The organism is Pseudomonas sp. NFACC08-1 (genome assembly GCF_900106735.1).
In the GTDB taxonomy this organism is placed as follows: Bacteria; Pseudomonadota; Gammaproteobacteria; order Pseudomonadales; family Pseudomonadaceae; genus Aquipseudomonas; species Aquipseudomonas fluorescens_Q.
Window position 1 is genome coordinate 155673 of record NZ_FNNL01000008.1, and the last position, 23818, is coordinate 179490.

The following is a 23818-nucleotide window of genomic DNA, read 5'->3' on the forward strand; positions in this document are numbered from 1 at the left end:
CTCTTCTCTCAAAGGCGGGGCTTTTTCATGGGGATGAGGAGATCGTCTCAAACAGCTCCGAGCCGCTCGACCATGTCTGGAAATTTCTCGACCAGCCTGATCAGAAGAGCCGCCTGGGCATTGGGTTTGGACTTCTCCTGCTCCCAGTTCCTAAGGGTGCCAGGACTGGTCCTGATGCTCTTGGCAAAAACGGCCTGAGACATATGGAGCTTGTCGCGCAACGCTACGATTTCTTGCGCCGACACCTCGGGAACCGGTTTGTCTTCGATCGATATCTGGCGAAGGGTAATCTTGCCCTCACGGTGAGCAGCCATCTCCTCGACGCCTTGCATCATCTCGGCAAACAGATCACGTTTTTTCATAAGGTACCTCGCACTTTCAACTCTGCTTCTATGGCGCGCTTGAGCGTCTTCTCTTGCTCGGAGGTGAGGTTTTCCAACTCGTCCTTGTCATAAATCGCGAACATCCAGAACTGACGATCATTCATGAGCCAATAGTAAATGACTCGCAACCCACCTCGCTTCCCTTTGCCACGGCGTTCATCGAACCAGCGCAGCTTACGAAAGCCGCCGGTACGTGGCATGACGTCCCCGACCTCAGGATGCTGCAGCATATAGGACTGAAGCAGGCGATATTCATCGTCAGTCAGGTAATGGCCAACCGTGGCGGTGAACGTAGTCGTTTCAAAAAATAGGGTACGCATGGCAAAAACTATAGGCAAATTGCTTATAGTTCAACAAACCAAAATCTATTGCGACGAATGACAGCCAATCCATGCCCCACCTAGACAAAAAGCCCCGCGCTTCTCTCGAAGGCGGGGCTTTTCGTGCAGCTTCTGAAGCTTAAGGCGCGTAAGTCAGCAGCAGCTCACTCGGCACTTTGAAGTCCAGGGACATCATGACGCTCAGGGCGGTGATGGTGAAGATCGAGAACACGAACAGCTTGCGTGCCCAGACCGTGTCATCCACCGCCTTGTAGCCGGTCCAGGCCATGTACAGCCAGTACATGCCCATGGCGGCGGCGACGGCGAGGTAGCTCATGCCGGCGTAACCGCTGAAAGTCAGCATCAAGGTCGCCACCAGGAAGGCCAGGATGTAGAGCAGGATGTGCTTCTTGGCTACCAGGATACCGCGCTTGACCGGCAACACCGGAATCGACGCTGCCAGGTAGTCGTTGAAGCGGAAGATCGCGATGGCATAGGAATGCGGCATCTGCCACAGGCTGAACATCACCAGCAGCGTCAGCGCCGCCATGTCGAAGCTGTTGCTCACCGCCACGTAGCCGATCACCGGCGGCATCGCCCCCGACAGGCTGCCCACCAGCGTGCCGTGGACCGACTTGCGCTTGAGGTACAGGCTGTAGAGGCCGACGTAGATGACAAAACCGATCACCGCGAACAACGCCGCCAATGGATTGGCCACCCAGTACAACAGCGCCACGCCGGCCACGCCCAGCACCGTGGCGAATGCCAGGGCCAGTTGCACCGGAATCAGGCCTTGGACCAGCGCCCGATTCTTGGTGCGCTCCATCTTGATGTCGATATCGCGGTCGATGCAGTTGTTGAACACGCAACCGGACGCCACCACCAGGGAAGTGCCGATCATCGCCGCCAGGAAGATGGCCAGATCGACATGCCCTTTCGAGGCCAGGAAAAACCCGCCTGCCACAGAAAGCACGTTACCGAAAATGATCCCCGGCTTGGTGATTTGGATAAAGTGCTTCAGGGACATCCGGACTTTCCTCAGTGCGCCATCATGTTGGTGTGGATGCTGAACATGATCCACAACGACAGGCCGACCAGCAGGACAATCACGATCGCGGCAAAGACAAACGCGACCACATTGTTACGTTGGGCGGCGGAGCGGTCCAGGTGCAGGAAGTACACCAGGTGCACCAATACCTGGACCACGGCGAAGATCAGGATGATCCACAGGGTCAGGCTCTTGGGCAGCGACGGGTACATCACCAGGCCGAACGGAATGACGGTCAGGATCACCGACAGGATGAAACCGATGGCGTAGGACTTGACGCTGCCGTGGCCGGCGTCGTGGCCATCATGGGAATGTGCGTTAGCCATTTACAGGGTCCCCATCAGATAAACAACGGTGAATACGCAGATCCACACCACGTCCAGGAAGTGCCAGAACAGGCTCAGGCAGCTCAGGCGCGTCTTGTTGGTGGCGGTCAGGCCGTTTTTGTGGACCTGGTACATCATGATCGCCATCCAGATCAGGCCGCTGGTCACGTGCAGGCCGTGGGTGCCGACCAGGGTGAAGAACCCGGACAGGAAACCGCTGCGGCTAGGACCGAAGCCTTCGGAGATCAGGATGTGGAACTCGTTGATCTCCATGCCGATGAAGCCGGCACCGAACAGGAAGGTCATGGCCAGCCAACCCAGTACCTGGGTTTTCTTGCCCTTGAACAACGCCAGCATGGCGAAGCCGTAGGTGATCGAGCTGAACAGCAGCAGCGCGGTTTCGCCCAGTACGTACGGCAGTTCGAAGATGTCGTGGCCCGATGGGCCACCGGCGACGTTGTTAACCAGCACCGCGTACGCTGCGAAGATCGACGCAAACAGAATGCAGTCGGTCATCAGGTAGAGCCAGAAACCGAATACGGTCATCTCGCCCGAATCGTGGTGATGGTCATCGTGCCCATGGTCATGACCATGGGCGTGTCCAACAGTGGTCACTAAGTTCGACATGGTTTAAGCCTGTTCCAACGAGGTTTCAACACGGGTGGCGTTGGCGGGGACTTTCCCGGCCGCGACCAGACGTTTGTGCTGCTCGGCTTCGATGCGCTCGATGACATCCACCGGCACCATGTAGCCCTGATCGTCACGGGCAGCATGGATAGCGAAATACACCACGGTGCCGACCAGGCTGGCGATGGCCAGCCACCAGATGTGCCAGATCATCGCGAAACCGAACACGGTCAGCAGCGCGCCCATGACCACACCGGTAGCCGTGTTGTTGGGCATGTGGATCGGCTCGTACTTGGCCGGGACCGGGTACGCGGTACCGTTTTCCTTGGCTTCGGTGAACGGGTCGATGACGTCTGCTTTTGGCAGCACGGCGAAGTTGTAGAACGGCGGTGGCGAAGAGGTCGACCATTCCAGGGTATGGGCATTCCACGGGTCGCCGTGTTCGCACATGTTCTCTGGCTTGTTGCGATCGCGCACGCTGACATACAACTGGATCAGCTGGCAGGCGATACCAACAGCGATCATCACCGCACCAAACATGGCGACGTACAGGTACGGCACCCACTCAGGGTTGGTGGTGGTGTTCAGGCGACGGGTCATGCCCATGAAGCCCAGTACATAGAGCGGCATGAACGCGACGAAGAAGCCGGTGATCCAGAACCAGAACGCTGCCTTGCCCCAGCCCTCGTGCAGCTTGAAGCCGAAGGCTTTCGGGAAGTAGAAGGCGAAGCCGGCGATGTAGCCGAACACCGCACCGCCGATGATCACGTTGTGGAAGTGCGCGATCACGAACAGGCTGTTGTGCAACACGAAGTCAGCACCCGGGATGGCCAGCAATACGCCGGTCATGCCGCCGATGGCGAAGGTCACCATGAAGCCCAGGGTCCACATCACGTGGCTGGTGAAACGCAGACGGCCCTGGTAGATGGTGAACAGCCAGTTGAACAGCTTCACCCCCGTCGGGATCGAAATCAGCATCGTCGCCAGGCCGAAGAAGGCGTTGACGCTGGCACCCGAGCCCATGGTGAAGAAGTGGTGCAGCCAGACCATGAAGCCCAGTACCGAGATCGCGCCTGAAGCGTAGATCATCGAGTGGTGGCCAAACAGTTTCTTGCCGGAGAAGGTCGAGATGACTTCGGAGAAAATCCCGAACGCCGGCAGGATCAGGATGTACACCTCAGGGTGACCCCAAGCCCAGAACAGGTTGACGTACATCATCGGATTTCCACCCAGTTCATTGGTGAAAATGTGGAAATCCATGTAGCGGTCAAGCGTCAGCAGGGCCAGGGTAGCGGTCAGGATCGGGAAGGAAGCGACGATCAGCACGTTGGCCCAGGTGCAGGTCCAGGTGAAGATCGGCATGTCCATCAGCTTCATGCCCGGGGTACGCATCTTCACCACGGTGGCGAGGAAGTTGACCCCCGTCAGCGTCGTACCCAATCCGGAAAGCTGTAGCGCCCAGATGTAGTAATCCATCCCCACGCCCGGACTGTATTGCAGGCCCGACAGCGGCGGATAGGCAACCCAGCCGGTCTTGGCGAACTCACCAACGCCCAGGGACAGGTTGATCAGCACCACGCCGGACACCAGCAACCAGAAGCTCAAGGAGTTCAGGAACGGGAAGGCCACGTCACGGGCGCCGATCTGCAGCGGCACTGCGAGGTTCATCAGGCCGGTGAAGAAGGGCATCGCCATGAAGATGATCATGATCACACCGTGGGCGGTGAAGATCTGGTCATAGTGTTCAGGCGGCAGGTAGCCAGGCGAACCCTCGGTGGCCATGGCCAGCTGGGTACGCATCATGATGGCGTCGGCAAAACCACGCAGCAGCATGACCATGGCGACAATGATGTACATCACGCCGATTTTCTTGTGGTCGACCGAGGTCAGCCACTCGGTCCACAGGTAGGTCCACTTCTTGAAATAAGTGATGCCTGCAAACAATGCCAGACCACCCAGCGCGATGATGGCGAGGGTCACCATGACAATCGGCTCGTGGAACGGGATCGCTTCCCAACTTAATTTACCAAACATCGTTTACTCCTCTGCCCCGGCAGCTGAATGCGAGCTCATGTCCATCCCTTCCATGTTGTGAGCCACTTCCTTCTCGTTCTTCTCGTGGTGCATCGGCTTGCCCGGATTCATCCCTTCATACTTGTCGATGATGGTCTGGAACAGGTTCGGCGTAACCGACGAGTAGAGTTCGACTGGGTTGTTCTGGCTCGGCTTGGAAAGGGCTTCGTATTCAGCTTTTTCAAGCTGTTTAGGTGCCTTCTTCACATCGTTGACCCAGGCGTCGAAATCTTCCTGGGTCGTGGCGATTGCTTTGAACTTCATGCCGGTAAAGCCCGCGCCGCTGTAGTTGGCGGAGATACCGTCGAGTTCGGCGTTCTGGTTGGCGATCAGGTGCAGCTTGGTCTGCATGCCCGCCATCGCGTAGATCTGGCCGCCCAGGCCCGGGATGAAGAACGAGTTCATCACGGTGTCTGAAGTGACCTTGAAATTGATCGGCGTGTGGGCCGGGAACACGATCTTGTTGACCGTGGCGATGCCTTGTTCCGGGTAGATGAACAGCCACTTCCAGTCCATGGAGACCACTTCAATGGTGATCGGCTTGACGTCCGAATCCAGCGGACGATAGGGGTCCAGGGCGTGGGTCGACTTGTAGGTGATGTAACCCAGGGCAATGATGATCAGCACCGGAATGGTCCACACCGCCACTTCGATCTTGGTCGAGTGCGACCACTTCGGCGTGTAGGTGGCATTGGTATTGGTTGCGCGGTACTTCCAGGCGAACAGGAAGGTCATGACGATGACCGGCACAACGACCAGCAACATCAGCAGCGTAGCGGTGATGATCAGGTTTCGTTCATCCAGGCCGACCTGGCCCTTGGGATCGAGCAAGGTCATGTTGCAGCCTCCCAGCAGCAACGTGCCGAGCAGCGGCAACAAGCCTAGTAATCGGGGGTACCTGTTTTTACTCATCTCACGACCTCTAAAGCAGCTTGCGCAATGCAGTTGGGTTTTGATCGCCAACACTTCACCCTGCCAAGGGTTGGCATTTTCTTGGATTGAATAAGGGCTGCCCGTCGAACGTCAGCGGCAGTTCGACACATCCTGGGCCAGCAGTGAGTTCTTATTCGTTGGTCAAAGGCCTAGTTCAAGCCCAATTCCATTTGGTGCGGGTAGTTGGAGGCACCGACACCTGGGGTCGCATGGGGCGCTGGCGCCCTTCGACCACTCTCGTGCTCAAGCTTGAGCCGGGTCGGAAAATCGGTGCGGGCGATTGTAGTGAGCTGACGCGCTGTAGACCATGTCTCATCTCGAAATAATTTTTATCCGATCCGGCAACAATCTCTTGCCGATATTGCAACGAGCCAGCATGTTATCGAAATTCATTCTCAACAAGAACCCCAAAAAACGTAGGCCTACTACGCCCGATTTAGACAGCTCGAGAGGATCATCAAGAGGTTTTTTGCCCGGCAAGCGCCCAGTTTTCGGGGCCTGCGGCGCCTGACGCGGCGCTGTTAAAAATGCCTGCTGCAGGCGATACCCTGATTGCGAAACCAGACATTTTTTTGTTACAGGAAAGCGTGCTTTATCTCCCTCGCAAGGGCTGAGCGCCGCAAGATATGTGACAACGTGTCGCACATTGCCGCAGGTCATTCTTGCCTCGGATCAAGGACGCTCCGGCTTGAGCGTGAAACGTAAAACGCCCCGGCTCTCCAGAAGAGAACCGGGGCGTTTCATCGAGGCGTTTCAGCGAAGCGGTTTGCGGTTACGTGACACCAGCAACGGCACCAGCACCACTGTCAACACGAAGGCCACCAGTGCCCACTGTGCCAGGGACAGCCCCAGGATCGGTGGGTAGGGGGTGGAGCAAAAGCCGTCGACCTGGAATCCCAACGGAAAGATCTTCGCCAACGGCAGGTCATCGACAATCGGTTGCAACACGTCGATGCCGCAACTGACCGCCGGAAAGAACTGGGTGTACACGTGATGCCCCGCCACACCGGCACCGGCCAGGGCGCTGAGCACCACGAGGCCTTCGAAAATCGTCAGGCTGCGGCGGGTGCGCATGGCGGCGCCGATGAAGGCGAAGATTGCGATCAGCAACAGCGCATAGCGTTGCAAGATACACAGCGGGCACGGCGCCTCACCGAGGGCCACCTGCATATACAGCGCACCGCCAATCAGCGCCAGGCAGATCAGCCCCAGCAGCACCAGATAGCGCCGCTCACGCCCTAACCGCATCATTTCCTCACTCATTGCGTTTCCCTTTGTCTGCATGGATCGACGCGCGGCACGGCAACATTCGGGCGCGCGGTCGGATGCCCGAAGTCTACACGCAGACCATGACAGTGAACGAGCAGCGGGCGTCGACATTGAAGGGGAATAGACCGCAAGAAGGTTAAGTGCGGATTAATTCTGGCAGCTGGACAAGGATGGACCTGCCGTCGCCATCGCGAGCAGGCTTGCTCGCGAAAGCGATGGGTCAGCTTGCATCAATGTTGGATGTGCCGCCGTCTTCACGAGCAAGCCCGCTCGCACAAGGGATCTGTGGCGGGCGTGGAGACCTTATTCCAGCGCTGCCGCCGGGCCGAAGAATTCGTAACGGCTCTGCTGCTCCGGCACGCCCAAGGCCTTGAGGTGACGCTTGACGGCGCCCATGAAGCCCTTCGGGCCGAGGAAATAGGCGTCCACGTCACGTTGCTGCGGCAGCCATTGCGCCAGTTGTTCCTGGCTCAGCAGCCCCACCTTGTCGGCCGCCGGGCTCAAGCCGTCGTCTTCGTCGTAGCAGTAGAAGCGCTTGAGCTGCGGATGCCGCTTGGCCAGGTCGTCGATCCAGTCGCGGAAAGCATGGGCACGGCCGTTGCGCGCGCAATGAATGAAATGCACCGGCCGCTCGGTTTGCAGCGCCGCCTGCAACATGGCCAGGGTCGGGGTGATGCCGACGCCGCCACTGATCAGCACCAGCGGTTTGTCGCTGGCAGTCAGGTAGAAATCGCCGGACGGCGGGAACAACTGGATGCGGCTGCCGACGTCGAAATGATGATGCAGGTGGTTGGACACCCGCCCGCCCGGCTCGCGCTTGACGCTGATACGGTATTGACCGTTGTCCGCCAGGGCTGACAATGAGTAGTTGCGGCGTACTTCCTCGCCATCGAGCATGAGCTTCATGCCGATGTACTGGCCCGGCTCGGCCAACAGGATCGGGCCCTTGTCCGCCGGTTCAAAGTAAAACGAAGTGATCTCCGAGCTTTCCTGGACCTTGGCTGTCAGGATGAATTCACGCTCGCCACGCCAGCCGCCCGGCGCCTGGGCCTTCTTGTCGTACATGCCAGCTTCGGCGCCGATCAAGATATCGGCCAACTGGTTGTAGGCTGCGCCCCACGCCGCAATCACTTCGGGTGTGGCGATCTCCGCGCCCAGCACTTCGGCGATTGCTCGCAGCAGGCACGCACCGACAATCGGGTAATGTTCCGGCAGGATCTGCAGGGCAACGTGCTTGTTGACGATCTTCGCCACCAGGTCGCCCAATTGATCGAGTTGGTCAATGTGCCGCGCATACATCAACACACCGTTGGCCAAAGCCCGCGGCTGATCGCCACTGGCCTGGTGAGCCTGGTTGAACAACGGGCGTACCTGCGGGTATTCGGACAGCATCATGCGATAGAAGTGAGTGATCAGCGCCTCACCACCACTTTCAAGCAACGGAACGGTGGAGCGAATGATGGCGCGTTCTTCTCGACTGAGCATAAGGTGACTCCTGGCGTATGACCGATAACAGTTAGGTAAGTCTTATCAGTTTCCATGCCATTAATTTTTTTATTGAATATCAGTCAGTTACATACAGTGTAGTCATATCGACACGGTTCATCTTATAGTCGTTAAGACTACATGGAGTCATTATGACCGCAACCGCCCTGCTGACCTCCCTGCTGCCACTGGTGGCCGATCTGTCCCGCGAACTGCCTGAAGGCGAACGTTATCGGCGCCTGCTCGGCACCTTGCGAACCCTGCTGCCCTGCGATGCGGCGGCGTTGTTGCGCCTGGACGGCGACTGCCTGGTGCCGCTCGCCGTGGATGGCCTGAGCACCGATACACTGGGCCGGCGATTCCGGGTCAGCGAACACCCGCGCTTCGAAGCGCTGCTGGCCAACCCACAGCCCACCCGCTTCGCCGCCGACAGCGGCCTGCCCGATCCCTACGACGGACTGGTCGAGGGGCTCGCCGAGCATCTGGAGGTTCACGACTGCATGGGCTGCCCGCTGTTCGTCGACGAGCGGCCCTGGGGCCTGCTGACCCTGGATTCGCTGGATCCGGAGCGCTTCGAGCCCATCGACCTGAGTGCCCTGCAAGCCTTCGCCAGCCTCGCCGCCGCCACGGTCAGCGCCGCCGAGCGTATTGAGCGCCTGGCCCTGAAGGCCGAGGACGAGCACCGCCGCGCCGAGGTCTATCGCCAGGCCAGCGGCCAGCAACCTCGCGACATGGTCGGCCAGAGCAAGGCCCACAAACGCCTGGTGGAAGAGATCACGCTGGTGGGCAGCAGCGACCTGACGGTATTGATCACCGGCGAAACCGGCGTAGGCAAGGAACTGGTCGCCCAGGCCATCCATGCCGCGTCGAAACGTGCCGAGCAGCCACTCATCAGTCTCAATTGCGCCGCCCTGCCCGATACCCTGGTGGAAAGTGAACTCTTCGGCCATGTACGAGGCGCCTTCACCGGGGCCACGAACGACCGGCGCGGCAAGTTCGAACTGGCCGACGGCGGCACCTTGTTTCTCGACGAAGTGGGCGAGTTGTCCCTGGCCGTCCAGGCCAAGTTGTTGCGGGTACTGCAAAGCGGCCAACTGCAACGCCTGGGCTCGGACAGGGAACACCGGGTCGATGTGCGCCTGATCGCGGCCACCAATCGCGACTTGGCCGAGGAAGTGCGCAACGGCCGTTATCGGGCCGACTTCTACCATCGCTTGAGTGTGTACCCGCTGCAGGTGCCGGCGCTGCGCGATCGTGGACGTGATGTGCTGCTGCTCAGCGGTTTTTTCCTGGAGCACAACCGTTCGCGCATGGGCCTGGGCAGCCTGCGCCTGACCGGCGACGCCCAGGCCGCGCTGCTGGCCTACGACTGGCCAGGCAATGTGCGCGAACTGGAACACCTGATCGGCCGCAGCGCCTTGAAGGCCTTGGGCCGGTGCGCGACGCGCCCGAAAATCCTCAGCCTCAGCGCCCAGGACCTGGATTTGCCCCAGGCGCCTGTGGACAACCCCACTCCTTCGTCCATCAGCCCGGCGTCGACCGCGCAGGGCGTAACGGGGGACTTGCGCGAAGCGGTGAACGAGTTCCAGCGCACGCTGATCGCTGCCTGCCTGGAGCGTCACCAACACAACTGGGCCAGCGCCGCCCGGGAGCTCGGGCTGGACCGGGCGAACCTGGGGCGGATGGCCCGGCGGTTGGGGCTGAAATAATCCCGTCTGTTGCCGCCGACCGCTGTTGTGGCGAGGGGATTTATCCCCGCTGGGTTGCGAAGCAGCCCTGAAACCTCTCGCCTCGGAGTGCCAGACTAAATGCGTTCAACCTTTCTGGGGGGGGTTGCTACGCAACCCAGCGGGGATAAATCCCCTCGCCACAAATAAATCCCCTTGTCACAGATAAATCCCCTTGCCAGAGATAAATCCATTCACCACAAGGTGTGTACTCACAGGTCATTGACTTGAAATTGACTGTCGGCGGCTTTCGCCCTAAAGCCTGCCCCCGACAAGTCGATAACCCAATATCAAAAGCTGTTTTGGCGAGCGGCATGCTCGCCCCACCTTTTTCCACAGAAGGTTTTTATGTCTTCCAACAAAGCCCGCGCAGATTCACTTTCGCTTCTGCTGTTTACCTTGCGCAGCGGCAAGCTGATGGCAATCAACCTGCTCAAGGTCAGCGAAATCATTCCCTGCCCACCATTGACCAAGCTGCCGGAGTCGCATCCGCACGTCAAAGGCATCGCCACCCTGCGCGGGACATCGTTGTCGGTGATCGACCTGAGCCGCGCCATTGGCGAGCGACCGCTGGAAGACCCGGATGGTGGCTGCCTGATCGTCACTGACGTCAGCCGCTCCAAACAGGGTTTGCATGTGCAGGCCGTGAGCAAGATCGTGCATTGCCTGACCACCGACATCAAACCACCGCCCTACGGCTCCGGCGGTGTGCGTTCGTTCATCACCGGCGTGACCTCGGTGGACGGCACGCTGGTGCAGGTGCTGGACATCGAAAAGGTCATCCACGGCATCGCGCCAGCGCAGATCGAAACCGCGCCGACCGAACTGAGCATGGAAGACGCCGAGGTGCTGGGCAACGCACGGATCCTGGTGGTCGATGACAGCCAGGTCGCGCTGCAGCAATCGGTACACACCCTGCGCAACCTGGGCCTGCAATGCCACACCGCCCGCAGCGCCAAGGAAGCCATCGAATGCCTGCTGGACCTGCAAGGCACGGCCGAACAGATCAACCTGATCGTCTCCGATATCGAGATGTCCGAGATGGACGGCTATGCCCTCACCCGGACCCTGCGCGAAACGCCTGACTTCGCCCACCTCTACGTGTTGCTGCACACCTCGCTGGACAGTGCCATGAACAGCGAAAAAGCCCGGCTGTCGGGTGCCAACGGCGTGCTCACCAAGTTCTCTTCACCGGAACTGACCAAGTGCCTGATCACGGCGGCCAAGGCCGTTGCCGAGCAAGGTCACTGAGTCATCTCGGTTGCTCGCTTCTGCGTTCCAGCGCGGGAGCGATCACCGTCCGACAACCTCAGGCATACTCTTGTCCTGGCTTCCCGGAACAAGGCTCCCTGATGAAAATCCGTCTGTTGATTCTCCTTGGTCTCACCGTCCTGGCCTCCCAGGCTCATGCCTCCAGCCCGGACGCCTGGGCCACCCACGATAAAGCCGTGCTGGCCAGTTGCATCAAGGCCAGCAGCTTGAAGAGCGCTGAGCCGGTAGGTAGCGCCGCTCAATTCGACGACCGGGTCGGCTACACCGCGCTATTGCTGCAAGGCCAATATCCGCAGGAACACATGAAAGGGGCGATCGGCACCGAGTTGTGCCTCTACCGCAAAAAAACCAAAACCGCCTACGTGACCGAGTGGGACTCGATCCACCCTGCCGCTACCGACCGGTGAGTGGCGCATAACTTGCTTCGCACGGTCCATCACGGCGTTTTTCTGTCGCCGTCCCCAGCTTTCTGCGACCGGGCGCTCAATGAACACAACGTTTTCCTGTGTAGGGTGCGGCAAATGCTGCACCGATCACCACGTCCCCCTGACCCTCGACGAGGCCCGGATGTGGGCGGACGACGGCGGCCAGGTGATTGTCCTGGTGGAAGCCTTCCTGCCCAATGGCCTCGGCCTGCCGGCAGGGCAACGCGAGCATGCCGAACGACGCTCGGCGGTGGTCCGTAGCGGCACGAGCGACGCGCTGGTGGCGATCACGCTCGCCGCTTATAACGTGGGTCGTTGCCATAATCTGGACGACGAAAACCTGTGCCGCATCTATGAGCGCAGACCCTTGGTGTGCCGCATCTATCCCATGGAAATCAACCCACACATCCCGCTCAATCCCGCCGCCAAGGATTGCCCACCGGAGTCGTGGGAAACGGGGCCGCAGTTGATACTTGGCGGTGAATTGGTGGACCAGGAACTGGCCCGGTTGATCGAGCGTTCACGCCAGGCCGATCGTGAGGAAATCGCGATCAAGGAACGCATCTGCATGTCCCTGGGTATCCACACGACGGCGTTGAAGGGCGACGGATTCACGGCCTACCTGCCGAACATGGCTGCGTTTGCCGCCGCCATCGATCAAGCCCGCTCTCGGCCGTTGGACCAAGCGGCTGGCGAATGGCAGTTCCACCTGTCCGGCGAGGATGTGGCCAACCAGGTCTCGGCCAGCGGCGCGCGGGTGGTCACTGAAGCACCGGTCACCTACGCGTTCATTTCCCTGCGAGCCGCCTGAGTCTGTAAAGATCCCCCAGAGGACTGGCGGCGCTGCGATTACACTCTCCCCTCTCGCCTAACCCGCGCCATGAATGTTAGCGTGCTTGGTATTCCCTGCAGATGAGCCTTGCACGATGAAAAAAACCGTACTTGCCTTCAGCCGTATCACGCCCCCCATGATCGAACGCCTGCGCCAGGACTTCGACGTGATCGTCCCCAATCCGTCGAACGGCGATATCAACGCGCAGTTCAACGAAGCCTTGCCTCACGTCCACGGGCTGATCGGTGTCGGTCGCAAGCTCGGCCGCGAGCAACTGCAGAGCGCCACGAACCTGCAAGTGGTCTCCAGCGTGTCGGTGGGCTACGACAACTATGACCTGGCCTACTTCAATGAACGCGGGATCATGCTCACCAACACCCCCGACGTGCTCACCGAAAGTACCGCCGACCTGGCCTTCGCCCTGCTGATGAGCAGCGCCCGGCGCGTGGCCGAACTGGACGCCTGGACCAAGGCTGGCCAATGGCAGGCGACAGTCGGCCCGCAACTGTTCGGCAGCGATGTACATGGCAAGACCCTGGGTATCGTCGGCATGGGCAATATCGGCGCGGCCATTGCCCGGCGTGGCCGACTTGGATTCAACATGCCAATCCTCTACAGCGGCAACAGTCGCAAGACTGAACTGGAAAACCAACTGGGCGCACAGTTTCGCGAATTGGATCAGTTGCTGGCCGAAGCGGACTTCGTCTGCCTCGTCGTACCGTTGAGCGAAAAGACCCGCCACCTTATCGGTCAGCGTGAACTGGGCCTGATGAAGCCGAGTGCCATCCTGGTCAACATTTCCCGGGGCCCTGTGGTAGACGAACCAGCGTTGATCGAAGCGTTGCAGAACAACCGCATCCGCGGTGCCGGGCTGGATGTCTACGAGAAAGAGCCATTGGCCGAATCGCCGCTATTCCAGCTGAAAAACGCCGTGACCCTGCCCCACATTGGCTCGGCGACTCACGAAACCCGTGAGGCCATGGCCAATCTGGCTGTGGATAACTTGCGCAGTGCCTTGTTGGGCGAGCGACCAAAGAACCTGGTCAACCCGCAAGTCTGGAAGTAAACCTTCCGCAAAAGTCCCCGGCGGAACACACCGTGGCGAGGGAGCTTGCTGTGGCGAGGGGATTTATCCCCGTTGGGCTGCGCAGCAGCCCTGATCCGGCTGATGTGGTCGACCTGACTCACCGAGCTGTCAGGGTTTGGGGCTGCTCCGCAGCCCCACGGGGATAAATCCCCTCGCCACAGCAAGCTCCCTCGCCACGGGGTTATCGCCAGGCGTTCTGTCTCAGCGGGCACCCAGCGCGACATTCGTCGCCACCGGCCGCGGCTTGCGGAACACCAGCACGTTCCCCAGCATCACCAGGACCAACCCGACCAGCGCCGGCGCGGTCCACTGATACCCTTCGGCAAACGCCGAGACATTCAACGCCACCACCGGGAACAACACGGTGCAATACGCCGCCCGCTCCGGGCCCATGCGTCCCACCAGCGTCAGATAGGCCGTAAAGCCGATCACCGAACCTGGGATCACCAAGTACAACAGCGAGCCGATGTAGCGTGTGCTCCATTCCATGTCGAACGGGATGCCTTTGAACGCACACCACACCGCCAGCATCGCCGCGCCATAGGCCATGCCCCAGGCGTTGGTGGTCAACGGCTTGAGGCCCGCCTTCTGCTGCAGGCTCGACAGCATGTTGCCTGCCGAGAAACACAAGGTGCCCAGCAACGCCAGCGCCAAGCCAAGCAAGGTTTGCGGGCTTGCGCTATGGCCGGCCAGTTCCGGCCAGAAGAGCAGCGCCAGCCCCAGCAGCCCCAGGGCGCCCCCCAATAGCACGTTACGGGCAATCCGCTGACCGAAGAACACGCGGGCATTGAGGGCGTTCCAGAGCGTGGCGGTGGAAAACACCACAGCGACCAACCCGCTGGGAATCCACTGGCTGGCGGTCAGGAAGCACATGAAATTAATGCAGAACAGACACAGGCCCTGGGCAACGCAAATCAAATGGCCGCGCCGATTCATCACCTGCAAGCGCCGGCTGAGCAAGAGCATCGCAAACAGGATCAGGGCTGCAAGGCCGAAGCGATAGACAATCGACACGGGAATGGCGACGACGCCCAACTGCAATTTCAGGGCAATCCAGGTGGTGCCCCAGATGAGCACGGTAAGCAGGTACAACGAGAGGTTCATGGTGACGGCTCCTGACAATGACGCTCAGTGTCCCGCTGCCATTGACCCGGCGCTTGCGTAAACTTGCGGTTTTGTCGGCTGACAGGCTGGCACGGATCGACCGACAGAGTAGGATGCAAGCGTTGGAGAACCGATCATGTCCACACTGCAAACCCTACAAGTCTTTCAAGCCCTCAACAGCTCGCCCAATGCTCGCCTGGAGCACAGCGCCGAGCTCGGGGACGGCATGGCGGCCGCTTTGTGGAGCAACCACCACGACGCCCGGGACTACGAGGCGCCAACGCACCATACGCTGTCGTGCTACATCGCTGGCGGCACCGGTACGTTTCGCCGCGAGCGGCCCGACACCACGGGGGCACCGGACAAACTCTGCATCCTGCCGGCCGGGCATGAATCAGCCTGGGTCATCAACGGCGACATTCGCCTCGCCCACCTGTATTTCAGTGCTGAACAATTTGCCCTTGGTTGCGTCACACTGCTGGACCGCGAACCCCGGCAGGTGCAACTGCACGAAGAGACCTTCCTCGACGACCCGCGACAGGCACAGCGTTTTCGCCAGTTGATCGCGCTGAACTGGGACGAACCCGGTGAACGCCTGCTGACCACCAGCCTGGCCCATGACTTGCTCAATCACCTGCTGCTCAGCCAGGTGGGCCAACGCCAGGGACTTCGCCTCAAAGGCGGCCTGGCCGCTCATCAGCGGCGGTTGCTGGTGGATTACGTCGACAGCCACTTGGCCGATGCCATCAGCCTCGGCCAATTGGCGGCGTTGTGTGCGTTGTCCGAATACCACTTCGCGCGGATGTTCCGCGAGAGCTTCGGGCTGCCTCCTCATCAATATGTGCTGGCCAGACGCTTGACCTGCGCGCGGCATTTACTGCGCACCACCTCACAACCGCTGGGCGACGTGGCGCTGGCCTGCGGATTTGCCAGCGCCAGCCACTTCACCAATCGTTTTCGCCAGACCTTGGGGGCAAGCCCCGGGGAATATCGACAGGCATTCTTGCGCTAGGCACCACCGCGCTCCGGTCAAATGAAACAACCAGGCACTGATCCCGATTGCCGTAGCCACTGCCGCGCCCCTACAATGCGAACAATTCTTGTTCTCTAGCACAGCTCAGCGCTGTCGGGATGTTCCTCGTTGCCGCCTGCACACACCGTCGAAGTGCTCTACAACGCCCATCACAGTTGGCTCAACAGCTGGTTGCGAAGAAAACTCGGCTGCCCCGACAGTGCCGCCGACCTGACGCAGGACACGTTCATGCGCGTACTGACGACGCGCGATCCGCAGCCTGTCCTGGAACCCCGCGCGTTCCTTACGACTATTGCCAAGCGCGTACTGTTCAACCATTACCGCCGCCAGGACCTGGAGCGCGCCTACCTCGACACCCTCGCCCAACTGCCGGAGCAGGTGGCGCCGTCGGAGGAAGAACGGGCAATCATCCTGCAAACCCTGACGGAACTGGACCAACTGCTCGATGGGTTGCCGCGAGCGGTCAAGCAGGCGTTTCTGCTGGCCCAGGTCGATGGCCTGACCTACAACGAAATCGCCCGTGAACTGGGGATTTCCCTGGCAACGGTCAAGCGCCATCTGAACAAGGCAGCGATGCGCTGCTACTTTGCTTTATGACCCCGTCGATCAATGGCGCACCTGACGTCAGCGCCCAAGTTGCCGAGCAGGCCGTGCACTGGCTCCTGGAAATGCAGCAAGGTCCACTCGACACCCGCCAGCAGCAAGCCTGGGAGCAATGGCTCGATGCCCATAGCGAACATCGCCGCGCCTGGGAACATATCCAACGGGTCAATCAACGGCTGCGTAGCGTATCCCCTGCGTTAGCCCATGCGGCCCTCAATGCACCGAAGTCCGCCATGCGGCGGCGGGCACTCAAGACGTTGCTGGTACTGGGGGCCGGCTCAACGTTGGCCTGGGGCCTGCGTGAGCGCCAATGGCTGCCACCCTTGATGGCCGATTTCCGCAGCCCGGTGGGCGAACGGCGTCGCCTGATGCTGGATGACGGCAGCCAGTTGCAGCTCAACAGCGGCAGCGCGGTCGACGTTCGCTTCGACGCTCAACGTCGCTTGATCCGCCTGCTGGAGGGTGAACTGTTGTTGACTGCGGCCCGGGACCCCAGGCCCCTGTACGTACTGACCGCCCATGGCCGGCTGGAAAGCCGCAACGCCCGGTTCAACGTACGTGAATATCCGGAACACACCCAAGTGGCGGTGTTTGACGGCGAGGTGGACATTCGCAGCCGAAACGGCCCGTCGTCGTTGCTGGGCACATCACGGCAACTGAGCCTTGGCATCAACGGCGCCGGGCCCGCCACGGCGCTGGATGCCAACAGCGGTGCCTGGACGGAGGGCATGCTGATAGCCGCGCACATGCGCCTGGCGGACTTTCTCGACGAACTCGGCCGGTACCGCCGCGGCCAATTGCGCTGCGACGAGGCGGTCGCCAACCTGTTGATCTCCGGAACTTATCCGCTGGACAACAGCGAACGAATCCTCGATCTGCTGGAAGTCAGCCTGCCGGTAAAAGTACGCCGCTTTACCCGCTATTGGGTCTCGGTCGAGGCTCGCGCTTGAACCATGATCGCCTTGCCAAAAAAAACACGCAACCGTGAGCCGTTTTCCCGGACTCGGGTGACAGAGAAGGAAAGCCACTTCGATACAACCTTCTCGGGATCCTCATCCATGCCGCAGCAACCTACCCGCCTCACCCCGCTCGCCCGTACCCTGCGTCAATGGCTCCTGGGGGCCAGCTTGAGTTTCGTCGCACTGCCTTGCGTACAGGCTGCAGATGCCAAGGCCTATCACATCGCGCCGTCGTCACTGGAAAATGCCCTCAATCAGTTCGGGCGGGAGGCCGGGGTGTTGATTTCCTTCGGCTCGCAGACGACCGCTGGTCTGCAGAGTCGTGGCCTGGAAGGCAGCTACAGCCCAGAGCAAGGGCTCAGTGCGCTGCTCGAAGGCACAGGCCTGCAAGCCCGGCCCGAGGGAGATAATGCCTTCAGCCTGCAGCCGGCCTCCACCACCGCGCTGGACATCGGCACCACCACCGTGGTCGGAGACTGGCTCGGCGACGCCGCGCAGGCCAATGTCTTCGAACACCCCGGCGCTCGTGACGTTATCCGCCGTGAAACGTTCGAACGCCAGGGTGCGACGCAGGCGCGGGATGTGCTCAATCGCATTCCCGGCGTCAATGCACCGGAAAACAATGGCACCGGCAGCCATGACATGGCGCTGAACTTCGGTATTCGCGGGCTCAACCCTCGCCTGGCTTCACGCTCCACGGTGCTGATGGACGGCATCCCGGTGCCTTTCGCACCTTACGGCCAACCGCAGCTATCGTTCGCGCCGGTCAGCATGGGTAACATGGACGCGGTAGATGTCGTGCGCGGCGGCGGCGCGGTGCGCTACGGCCCACAGAACGTCGGCGGCGTGGTCAACTTCGTGACGCGGGCGATTCCCGATGCACCCACGATAAAAGGGGGCTTGCAGACCGAGACGAGCCCGTCCTCCAGCCATGACGGCTTCAAGACCTCCTCCAATCTGCTGGCCGGCGGCACCGCCGACAACGGCTTGGGCGGTGCCCTGCTGTATTCCGGCACCCGCGGCGGCGACTGGCGCGAACATAGCGACACACAAATCGATGACCTGATCCTCAAGGGCAACTACCAGTTGGACGAGGCCAACAGTTTCAATGCCATGGCCCAGTATTACGAAGGCGAAGCCGACATGCCCGGCGGCCTGAATGTGGCCGACTACGATGCCGACCCGTATCAATCCACGCGTCCGAACGACCGTTTCTGGGGCCGTCGCACCCTGGTCAATGTCGGCTACCGCTACCAACAGGACCGCCGGGAATTCACCGCCAGCACGTTCTTCACCAAGACCTTGCGCAGCGGCTACCTGGACCAAGGCACCTTCCTGTCCCTGTCACCCCGTGAATATTGGGTACGCGGCCTGGAAACCCGTTTCGCCCAGGGTTTCGACCTCGGCCCGACCAGCCACGAGGTTGGCATCGGCTATCGCTACATCAACGAGGCCGGCCACGAACTGCGATACCGCACGCCGATCGCCAGCAACGAATTGCCGACAACCTCCAGCCGCAACGACCGTGATACGCGCGGGGGCACCGAGGCCAATGCATTTTTCATCGATGACCGGATCGACATCGGAAAATGGACCATCACGCCGGGTGTTCGCTACGAAATGATCGAATCCCAGCAGACCAACAACCTGACGAATGTGAAGTACAAGGGCGACTACAACACGGCCTTGCCGGCATTGAACGTGCTGTATCACCTGACCGATGAGTGGAATCTGTATGCCAACACCGAAGGCTCGTTCGGCAGTGTGCAGTACAGCCAGATGCCCAACCGTGTCAGCAGCGGCGAAGTGAAACCGGAAAAGGCCCGCACCTGGGAGCTTGGCACCCGCTATGACGATGGCAACCTGCGGGCGGAGATCGGCGCGTTCCTGATCAACTTCGACAACCAGTATGAAAGCAATCAGACCAACGATTCGGTGATCGCCCGAGGCGAGACTCGCCACCAAGGCATCGAAACCAGCATCAACTACGCCCTTGATGGCCTGAGCCCTGCACTGGCCGGTTTCGACGTGTATGCCACGTATGCCTTCGTCGATGCCACCATTCGTGAAGACGGACCGAACAAAGGCAACCGCGTGCCATTCTCTTCGAAGCACAAAGGCACACTGGGCGTGGGTTATACGGACGGGCCGTGGAAGCTGAACCTGGACAGCACCTATCAGAGCGCGCAGTTTGCCGACAACGCCAACACCCGGGCTGAAAGCGCCGACGGCAGTACCGGCAATATCCCCGGCTACATGCTGTTCAGCAGCCGCGCTGCCTATGATTTCGGCCCGCAACTGTCGGACCTGAACGTGGCGGTGGGCGTGAAGAACATCTTCAATACCCAATACTTCACCCGCTCGTTCGACGACAACAACCGAGGCAAGTACGTGGGGGAACCGCGCACGGTGTATGTGCAGACGTCCGTGGCGTTTTGATTCGGGGCTACGGTGAACCGCTGAAACAAGACGGGCCTGCGATTGCAGGCCCGTTCGGTGAGTGACTTCAAGCGATCGGGCTCAGCCGTTGAGGGCGGCCCGTTCGTTCTCCAGGAATTCTTCTTCCAATAGCGCATCGGCCAAGGCAACGGATTCGGTCGGTGTCGCAACGGCGGCGCGCTTGCCGCGCAGTTTGCCGAACAAATGCTCCAGGGCATTTTCAAGTTTGGTGGCCGCGCCTTCGATCGCCAGTTCCAGCGATTCGGCCTTGTGCGTCACGGAAATCGGCTGATGGCCCTTCGGCCGTGCTTCAAGCTGGCAACGCAGGTCATGGGGACCCGGCTTGTCGCCGTTCTCGTCTCGCAAATGAACCTCAACCCGTGTCAGGTCCTCTTCATAACGTTCGAGCGTGCTTTCGATGGTAGTACGTACCCACTCCTCCAGTCGGATGCTGCTTTGAATATGGTTATCGCTATTGACTTGGATTTGCATAGTTCATCCCTTATTTCAGCTAGCTCGCCGGGGGCCGTCGACGTTGATGCAACGGCCCCTTGAATACAGAGTCGGGCTGGCGGAAGAACAATTCAACCCCTAAAAAAAGATAAATATTCATACGCAAATAAAGCCAGACAACAGGCAAAAGCGCTGTTAATGTCGGGAGTTGCCCCTGCCCTGCCTACCCACCGTAAATCGCCTCCCCACCTGCACCGTCAGCGAACATCCGCGCGTTATTGCCCCGAAACGGGCAGCGACCACAGCCGCATTCCAGAGCGTTCGGCGCCCAGGCTCCGTGATCATTGTCCGACAGTTTTTCCGGCATGCCACTTGCTAACTCCCTGTAGGAGCTGTCGCAGGCTGCGATCTTTTGATCCTGAGGCCTGCCTGGCCCCTGGAATCTTGAGCTGAACACGATCATGGAATGGCCGGTGGTCCGGCGTTGCGAACTAATCCCGATCATGGCCGGTCAACAACTGCACGTTCAATCAGGCGGTGACGCATCATGGACAACCCTTTTCAGATCATTACCGACGCCTTTGCGCCGCATTATCAAATCAACCTGAGCATTCAGGGCCTGGACGGCAGCATCATGCTGACCCTGTCCAAGAGCGGGCGCATCGTCGCCAAACGCATGATCAGCGCCCTGCAGCGCAACGACCCGGAGCGTCTCAAGCGCCTGGTGCAAAGCATTCAGTTCGGCATCGCCATTGAGCAGGGCCACAGCGCCGTGGCCATCCTCGAAGCCATGACCGGCGGTGACAGCATCAAGCTGCCACCACCGCACGCACAGGGGCCGGCGCCCTCTGCCGCCGGGATCTAGATTTCTCCTTTCTCCACCTCGGCATGTTCGCTGGAACCCGCGCCGACCTTGCGGTGCGGGTGCTCGATCTTCACCGAGGGGAACTGCGACGAAGCGTAGCGCACCACCAGGATCGCAAACGCCAGCAGCAGGATGCCACCGCACAAGTAGATGATCCCCAGGTCTGGCGGGCTGTGATGGGAAACGTTGGAAATCAGCAGCCGCGTCAGCGCCGTGATCGCCACGTAGATCAGAAACCGCACCGGCATGTGGTTGGTCTTGAAGTAGATCCCGACCATCGCCCCCAATTCCAGATAGATGAACAGCAGCAGGATGTCATCGATCTTGATGTGTCCTGCTTCGATCATCTGCAAGAATTCCATCACCGCCGCCCACGCGGTCACCGCACCAATGGCGAACAGGGCCAGGTAATGGAAGGTCTCGACGAACAGGTTCCCCAGGGACTCGGCCAGTTGATGGACGTTCTGGCGCAGGGTCTCGGCCCAGTTGATTTTCACGATGTAGTTTCCTTAGGTCGACTCGACCGGATGATGCGGGTTGGACGTGACGGTTGTTCTGCATGCAGAAAAAAGGCCAGCGACTGAAGGTGAGATGGCGATAGGCTGGTATCCGGCACTTTTGGGAGCTTCATTCGCCGTATCGCGAGCAAGCTCCCACACCAGCTTTGCTCCCACAAGCTTTGCCCTCACATGCCGAAACCGGTCTACATTAAAAAGCCACTATCCAAAGCAACAGGATTCGCTTATTCTTTTGCCTGTATATAAATACAGTAGTCACAAAGACAACCAATGTGAAGGCATGTGAGGTGGTGAATGGCCGTCGAAGTGGTATACCGCAGCAGCCGAGATCTGGAGCGCTTGTTCATGGATAAAGCCGAAGCTGACCGTCATGACAAAATGCTGGAACTCGCCGAATTGCTGGCAGAAGTGTTGCAAAAAGCCGTTCCATCGCTGAGCGAGCAACAGGTCGAGGAAGCCGGGATCTACATGGCGAAGAATCGTGATGTGTTCGCCAAGGCGTTCAAGAGCCAGCCGGACGCCTTGTCCGAACTGCTCAATCCGTCGAACGAATAACTAAAAAGATCGCAGCCTTCGGCAGCTCACACAGGGAATACACCGTGCGGGAGCTGCCGAAGGCTGCGATCTTTTCAGTAATAACGGCGCGGATCCGAATCGATCAGGCTCGCCAGCTTGGTCAGGGCGAAACGCAGTTCGTCCTGGCTGGTGGGGGACATCAACACCAGCCGTACACAGCGAGTGGTGCCTGAGCGCTCAGCCTGGAACTGGGTGCCGCTGAGCACCAATACGCCGTTGGCCCGGGCGAGCATGGTGAACTCATCGCTGGTCCATGGCTCCGGCAGCGTCAACCAGACGTGATAGGAATATGGCTGGGTCTTGAGCTCGAAATTGGCAAAGATTTCCCGGGCGATCGCTTGTCGCCCCGCCGCCTCGTTGCGCTGGATGCGAATCAGTTTCTTGTCCAGGCCTTCGGTAATCACATTGCTGGCCAACTGCGCGGTCAATGGCGACGGCATCCAGACGCTGCTGCGCACCATCGAGGTCAGGCGCGACAGCAGTTTTGGCGGGCTGTAGATATAACCGACGCGAAGCGCCGGCATGACCGATTTCGACAGGCTGGTCAGGTACACCGAACGGTCCGGCGCAAAGGCCGACAGCGGCTTGATCGACGGATCGGTGGCCAGGAAGCCATAGATATCATCGTCCAGGATGATGAAGTCGAATTCCTCGGCAAGCGCGGCGATCTGGGCCCGGCGCTTCTGCGACATGATCGCCGCCGTCGGATTCTGGCAAGTCGCCACGCAGACCAGCATCGCCGGCTTCTCTCGCAGGCACAGCTCGCGCAACGCTTCGGGAATGATGCCTTCGTCATCCATTGGCACGCCACGCAGGCGACGCTCAAGACCGTGGGCCAGGGAAATGATGCCCGGGTAGCAAAGCGCTTCGCAGAGCACCAGGTCACCGGCGTTGGTCAGGGCGCTCATCGCCACCATCAAGCCATGCTGGGCCCCTGCCGTAATCACCACTTGCTGCCATTGCGCGTCGGGCAATGAATGACGCAACCATTGCACCCCCGCCTCGCGATGCGCCGGGTGACCGCCATCCGGCGCGTAATCCAGTGCGCGAGCGAAATCGGTGCTCTTGGCCATGCCCACCAGGGCGCCACGCAACCAGTACTCCAGGGTTTCGCTGTAGGGCTTGATGATCGAAAGATCGAGCAGTTCGGATTGCCCCAGGTTCAGTGGCGCGGCGGCACTGTTGCTGGCCGGCAGCTCCAGCTGCTTCTGGTTGAGCACGTAAGTGCCACGCCCCACCTCCCCCTGCACCAACCGACGCCGATGGGCCTCGCTATAGGCCCGACTGATGGTGCCCGGCGTGACATTCAAGGTGGTGGCCAACTCCCGCAAGGTCGGCAGGCGATCGCCCTCGTTCAGCACGCCGTTGTTGATATCGCGCGCCAACGCATCGGCAATCGACAAATACATCGGTTGGCTGAACTCGCTTAGCTGGGGAACCCACATGAATGATCACTGCCCA

Annotated in this window: 25 protein-coding genes; 11 read left to right on the plus strand and 14 right to left on the minus strand. The window is 60.2% G+C overall.

Features of this window, described 5'->3' with window-relative positions; translation table 11 throughout:
- Positions 1-47: 47 nt before the first annotated feature.
- The 10 genes from BLU76_RS18055 to hmpA all read right to left on the minus strand — a co-directional run bounded on the left by BLU76_RS18055 (position 48) and on the right by hmpA (position 8464).
- Positions 48-362 carry a helix-turn-helix domain-containing protein gene (locus BLU76_RS18055; RefSeq protein ID WP_063324464.1) on the minus strand — a complete coding sequence of 105 codons (315 nt, stop codon included), beginning with the start codon at positions 360-362 and terminating at the stop codon, positions 48-50.
- Entirely contained in the window at positions 359-703 is a 345-nt protein-coding gene (locus tag BLU76_RS18060; protein WP_092223719.1) for a toxin, read from the minus strand. The genes BLU76_RS18055 and BLU76_RS18060 overlap by 4 nt, the downstream gene beginning before the upstream one ends.
- A gap of 139 nt (positions 704-842) precedes the next feature.
- The gene (cyoE, locus tag BLU76_RS18065) at positions 843-1730 is read right to left on the minus strand and encodes a heme o synthase (protein WP_063324463.1); all 888 of its coding nucleotides are present in this window, start codon (positions 1728-1730) and stop codon (positions 843-845) included.
- 11 nt (positions 1731-1741) lie between these two features.
- Positions 1742-2077, minus strand: coding sequence for a cytochrome o ubiquinol oxidase subunit IV (cyoD, locus tag BLU76_RS18070; RefSeq protein ID WP_014340102.1), 336 nt, complete (start codon positions 2075-2077; stop codon positions 1742-1744).
- Positions 2078-2704 (minus strand): cytochrome o ubiquinol oxidase subunit III, encoded by a 627-nt coding sequence (locus tag BLU76_RS18075; protein WP_063324462.1) that lies wholly within the window; start codon positions 2702-2704, stop codon positions 2078-2080.
- A gap of 3 nt (positions 2705-2707) precedes the next feature.
- A complete protein-coding gene (gene cyoB, locus BLU76_RS18080; protein ID WP_092149448.1) occupies positions 2708-4738 on the minus strand; it encodes a cytochrome o ubiquinol oxidase subunit I in 2031 nt (676 codons plus the stop codon).
- 3 nt (positions 4739-4741) lie between these two features.
- The gene (gene cyoA, locus BLU76_RS18085) at positions 4742-5689 is read right to left on the minus strand and encodes a ubiquinol oxidase subunit II (protein WP_057451773.1); all 948 of its coding nucleotides are present in this window, start codon (positions 5687-5689) and stop codon (positions 4742-4744) included.
- A 333-nt stretch (positions 5690-6022) separates the two neighbouring features.
- Entirely contained in the window at positions 6023-6370 is a 348-nt protein-coding gene (locus tag BLU76_RS30925; protein WP_139199636.1) for a hypothetical protein, read from the minus strand.
- Between the two features lie 93 nt (positions 6371-6463).
- Positions 6464-6973 carry a disulfide bond formation protein B gene (locus BLU76_RS18095; protein ID WP_033062546.1) on the minus strand — a complete coding sequence of 170 codons (510 nt, stop codon included), beginning with the start codon at positions 6971-6973 and terminating at the stop codon, positions 6464-6466.
- Positions 6974-7282: 309 nt separating this feature from the next.
- The gene (hmpA, locus tag BLU76_RS18100) at positions 7283-8464 is read right to left on the minus strand and encodes an NO-inducible flavohemoprotein (RefSeq protein ID WP_092223721.1); all 1182 of its coding nucleotides are present in this window, start codon (positions 8462-8464) and stop codon (positions 7283-7285) included.
- A 152-nt stretch (positions 8465-8616) separates the two neighbouring features.
- Between hmpA and norR the strand changes: the two genes are divergently transcribed.
- From norR to BLU76_RS18125, 5 genes are all read left to right on the plus strand, one after another.
- Positions 8617-10173 (plus strand): nitric oxide reductase transcriptional regulator NorR, encoded by a 1557-nt coding sequence (gene norR, locus BLU76_RS18105; protein ID WP_092223723.1) that lies wholly within the window; start codon positions 8617-8619, stop codon positions 10171-10173.
- A 366-nt stretch (positions 10174-10539) separates the two neighbouring features.
- Complete coding sequence (locus tag BLU76_RS18110; RefSeq protein ID WP_057451776.1) at positions 10540-11442, plus strand: chemotaxis protein CheV; 903 nt, start codon at positions 10540-10542, stop codon at positions 11440-11442.
- 101 nt (positions 11443-11543) lie between these two features.
- Positions 11544-11870: a hypothetical protein gene (locus BLU76_RS18115; protein ID WP_072344311.1), complete on the plus strand. Its 327-nt coding sequence runs from the start codon at positions 11544-11546 to the stop codon at positions 11868-11870.
- Positions 11871-11949: 79 nt separating this feature from the next.
- Positions 11950-12699: a YkgJ family cysteine cluster protein gene (locus BLU76_RS18120; RefSeq protein ID WP_092223725.1), complete on the plus strand. Its 750-nt coding sequence runs from the start codon at positions 11950-11952 to the stop codon at positions 12697-12699.
- Between the two features lie 115 nt (positions 12700-12814).
- Entirely contained in the window at positions 12815-13786 is a 972-nt protein-coding gene (locus BLU76_RS18125) for a 2-hydroxyacid dehydrogenase (RefSeq protein ID WP_063324456.1), read from the plus strand.
- 222 nt (positions 13787-14008) lie between these two features.
- Here the strand turns inward: BLU76_RS18125 and BLU76_RS18135 are convergent, their stop codons facing one another.
- Complete coding sequence (locus BLU76_RS18135) at positions 14009-14911, minus strand: DMT family transporter (protein WP_072344318.1); 903 nt, start codon at positions 14909-14911, stop codon at positions 14009-14011.
- A gap of 136 nt (positions 14912-15047) precedes the next feature.
- Between BLU76_RS18135 and BLU76_RS18140 the strand changes: the two genes are divergently transcribed.
- From BLU76_RS18140 to fecA, 4 genes are all read left to right on the plus strand, one after another.
- Positions 15048-15923 (plus strand): helix-turn-helix domain-containing protein, encoded by an 876-nt coding sequence (locus BLU76_RS18140; RefSeq protein WP_092223730.1) that lies wholly within the window; start codon positions 15048-15050, stop codon positions 15921-15923.
- Between the two features lie 129 nt (positions 15924-16052).
- On the plus strand, positions 16053-16541 hold the full coding sequence (locus BLU76_RS18145; RefSeq protein WP_092149430.1) for a sigma-70 family RNA polymerase sigma factor: 489 nt from the start codon (positions 16053-16055) through the stop codon (positions 16539-16541).
- Positions 16538-17497, plus strand: a complete 960-nt coding sequence (locus BLU76_RS18150) for a FecR domain-containing protein (RefSeq protein WP_092223732.1) — start codon at positions 16538-16540, stop codon at positions 17495-17497. The genes BLU76_RS18145 and BLU76_RS18150 overlap by 4 nt, the downstream gene beginning before the upstream one ends.
- Before the next feature lie 108 nt (positions 17498-17605).
- Complete coding sequence (gene fecA, locus BLU76_RS18155) at positions 17606-19945, plus strand: TonB-dependent Fe(3+) dicitrate receptor FecA (RefSeq protein ID WP_092223734.1); 2340 nt, start codon at positions 17606-17608, stop codon at positions 19943-19945.
- A gap of 81 nt (positions 19946-20026) precedes the next feature.
- On the opposite strand, the gene BLU76_RS18160 is transcribed toward fecA, so the two are convergent.
- Positions 20027-20437: an HPF/RaiA family ribosome-associated protein gene (locus tag BLU76_RS18160; RefSeq protein ID WP_092223736.1), complete on the minus strand. Its 411-nt coding sequence runs from the start codon at positions 20435-20437 to the stop codon at positions 20027-20029.
- Between the two features lie 508 nt (positions 20438-20945).
- Between BLU76_RS18160 and BLU76_RS18165 the strand changes: the two genes are divergently transcribed.
- Complete coding sequence (locus BLU76_RS18165) at positions 20946-21263, plus strand: DUF3509 domain-containing protein (protein ID WP_063324449.1); 318 nt, start codon at positions 20946-20948, stop codon at positions 21261-21263.
- Here the strand turns inward: BLU76_RS18165 and BLU76_RS18170 are convergent.
- Positions 21260-21760 carry a phosphate-starvation-inducible protein PsiE gene (locus BLU76_RS18170; protein WP_063324448.1) on the minus strand — a complete coding sequence of 167 codons (501 nt, stop codon included), beginning with the start codon at positions 21758-21760 and terminating at the stop codon, positions 21260-21262. The genes BLU76_RS18165 and BLU76_RS18170 overlap by 4 nt on opposite strands.
- Positions 21761-22075: 315 nt before the next feature.
- On the opposite strand from BLU76_RS18170, the gene BLU76_RS18175 reads away from it, so the two are divergent.
- Positions 22076-22336, plus strand: coding sequence for a YebG family protein (locus BLU76_RS18175; protein ID WP_063324447.1), 261 nt, complete (start codon positions 22076-22078; stop codon positions 22334-22336).
- A 74-nt stretch (positions 22337-22410) separates the two neighbouring features.
- Here the strand turns inward: BLU76_RS18175 and BLU76_RS18180 are convergent, their stop codons facing one another.
- Positions 22411-23802 (minus strand): aminotransferase-like domain-containing protein, encoded by a 1392-nt coding sequence (locus BLU76_RS18180; protein WP_092223738.1) that lies wholly within the window; start codon positions 23800-23802, stop codon positions 22411-22413.
- Between the last annotated feature and the right edge of the window lie 16 nt (positions 23803-23818).

Coding starts and splice junctions, on each gene's coding strand:
- hmpA (WP_092223721.1), bottom strand. CDS start 8,464: ATGCTCAGTCGAGAAGAACGCGCCATCATTCGCTCCACCGTTCCGTTG.
- cyoE (WP_063324463.1), bottom strand. CDS start 1,730: ATGTCCCTGAAGCACTTTATCCAAATCACCAAGCCGGGGATCATTTTC.
- cyoB (WP_092149448.1), bottom strand. CDS start 4,738: ATGTTTGGTAAATTAAGTTGGGAAGCGATCCCGTTCCACGAGCCGATT.
- BLU76_RS18180 (WP_092223738.1), bottom strand. CDS start 23,802: ATGTGGGTTCCCCAGCTAAGCGAGTTCAGCCAACCGATGTATTTGTCG.
- BLU76_RS18150 (WP_092223732.1), top strand. CDS start 16,538: ATGACCCCGTCGATCAATGGCGCACCTGACGTCAGCGCCCAAGTTGCC.
- BLU76_RS18060 (WP_092223719.1), bottom strand. CDS start 703: ATGCGTACCCTATTTTTTGAAACGACTACGTTCACCGCCACGGTTGGC.
- BLU76_RS18120 (WP_092223725.1), top strand. CDS start 11,950: ATGAACACAACGTTTTCCTGTGTAGGGTGCGGCAAATGCTGCACCGAT.
- BLU76_RS18160 (WP_092223736.1), bottom strand. CDS start 20,437: ATGCAAATCCAAGTCAATAGCGATAACCATATTCAAAGCAGCATCCGA.
- norR (WP_092223723.1), top strand. CDS start 8,617: ATGACCGCAACCGCCCTGCTGACCTCCCTGCTGCCACTGGTGGCCGAT.
- BLU76_RS18055 (WP_063324464.1), bottom strand. CDS start 362: ATGAAAAAACGTGATCTGTTTGCCGAGATGATGCAAGGCGTCGAGGAG.
- fecA (WP_092223734.1), top strand. CDS start 17,606: ATGCCGCAGCAACCTACCCGCCTCACCCCGCTCGCCCGTACCCTGCGT.
- cyoD (WP_014340102.1), bottom strand. CDS start 2,077: ATGGCTAACGCACATTCCCATGATGGCCACGACGCCGGCCACGGCAGC.
- BLU76_RS18165 (WP_063324449.1), top strand. CDS start 20,946: ATGGACAACCCTTTTCAGATCATTACCGACGCCTTTGCGCCGCATTAT.
- BLU76_RS18115 (WP_072344311.1), top strand. CDS start 11,544: ATGAAAATCCGTCTGTTGATTCTCCTTGGTCTCACCGTCCTGGCCTCC.
- BLU76_RS18135 (WP_072344318.1), bottom strand. CDS start 14,911: ATGAACCTCTCGTTGTACCTGCTTACCGTGCTCATCTGGGGCACCACC.
- BLU76_RS30925 (WP_139199636.1), bottom strand. CDS start 6,370: ATGACCTGCGGCAATGTGCGACACGTTGTCACATATCTTGCGGCGCTC.
- BLU76_RS18095 (WP_033062546.1), bottom strand. CDS start 6,973: ATGAGTGAGGAAATGATGCGGTTAGGGCGTGAGCGGCGCTATCTGGTG.
- BLU76_RS18110 (WP_057451776.1), top strand. CDS start 10,540: ATGTCTTCCAACAAAGCCCGCGCAGATTCACTTTCGCTTCTGCTGTTT.
- BLU76_RS18140 (WP_092223730.1), top strand. CDS start 15,048: ATGTCCACACTGCAAACCCTACAAGTCTTTCAAGCCCTCAACAGCTCG.
- BLU76_RS18175 (WP_063324447.1), top strand. CDS start 22,076: ATGGCCGTCGAAGTGGTATACCGCAGCAGCCGAGATCTGGAGCGCTTG.
- BLU76_RS18125 (WP_063324456.1), top strand. CDS start 12,815: ATGAAAAAAACCGTACTTGCCTTCAGCCGTATCACGCCCCCCATGATC.
- BLU76_RS18075 (WP_063324462.1), bottom strand. CDS start 2,704: ATGTCGAACTTAGTGACCACTGTTGGACACGCCCATGGTCATGACCAT.
- cyoA (WP_057451773.1), bottom strand. CDS start 5,689: ATGAGTAAAAACAGGTACCCCCGATTACTAGGCTTGTTGCCGCTGCTC.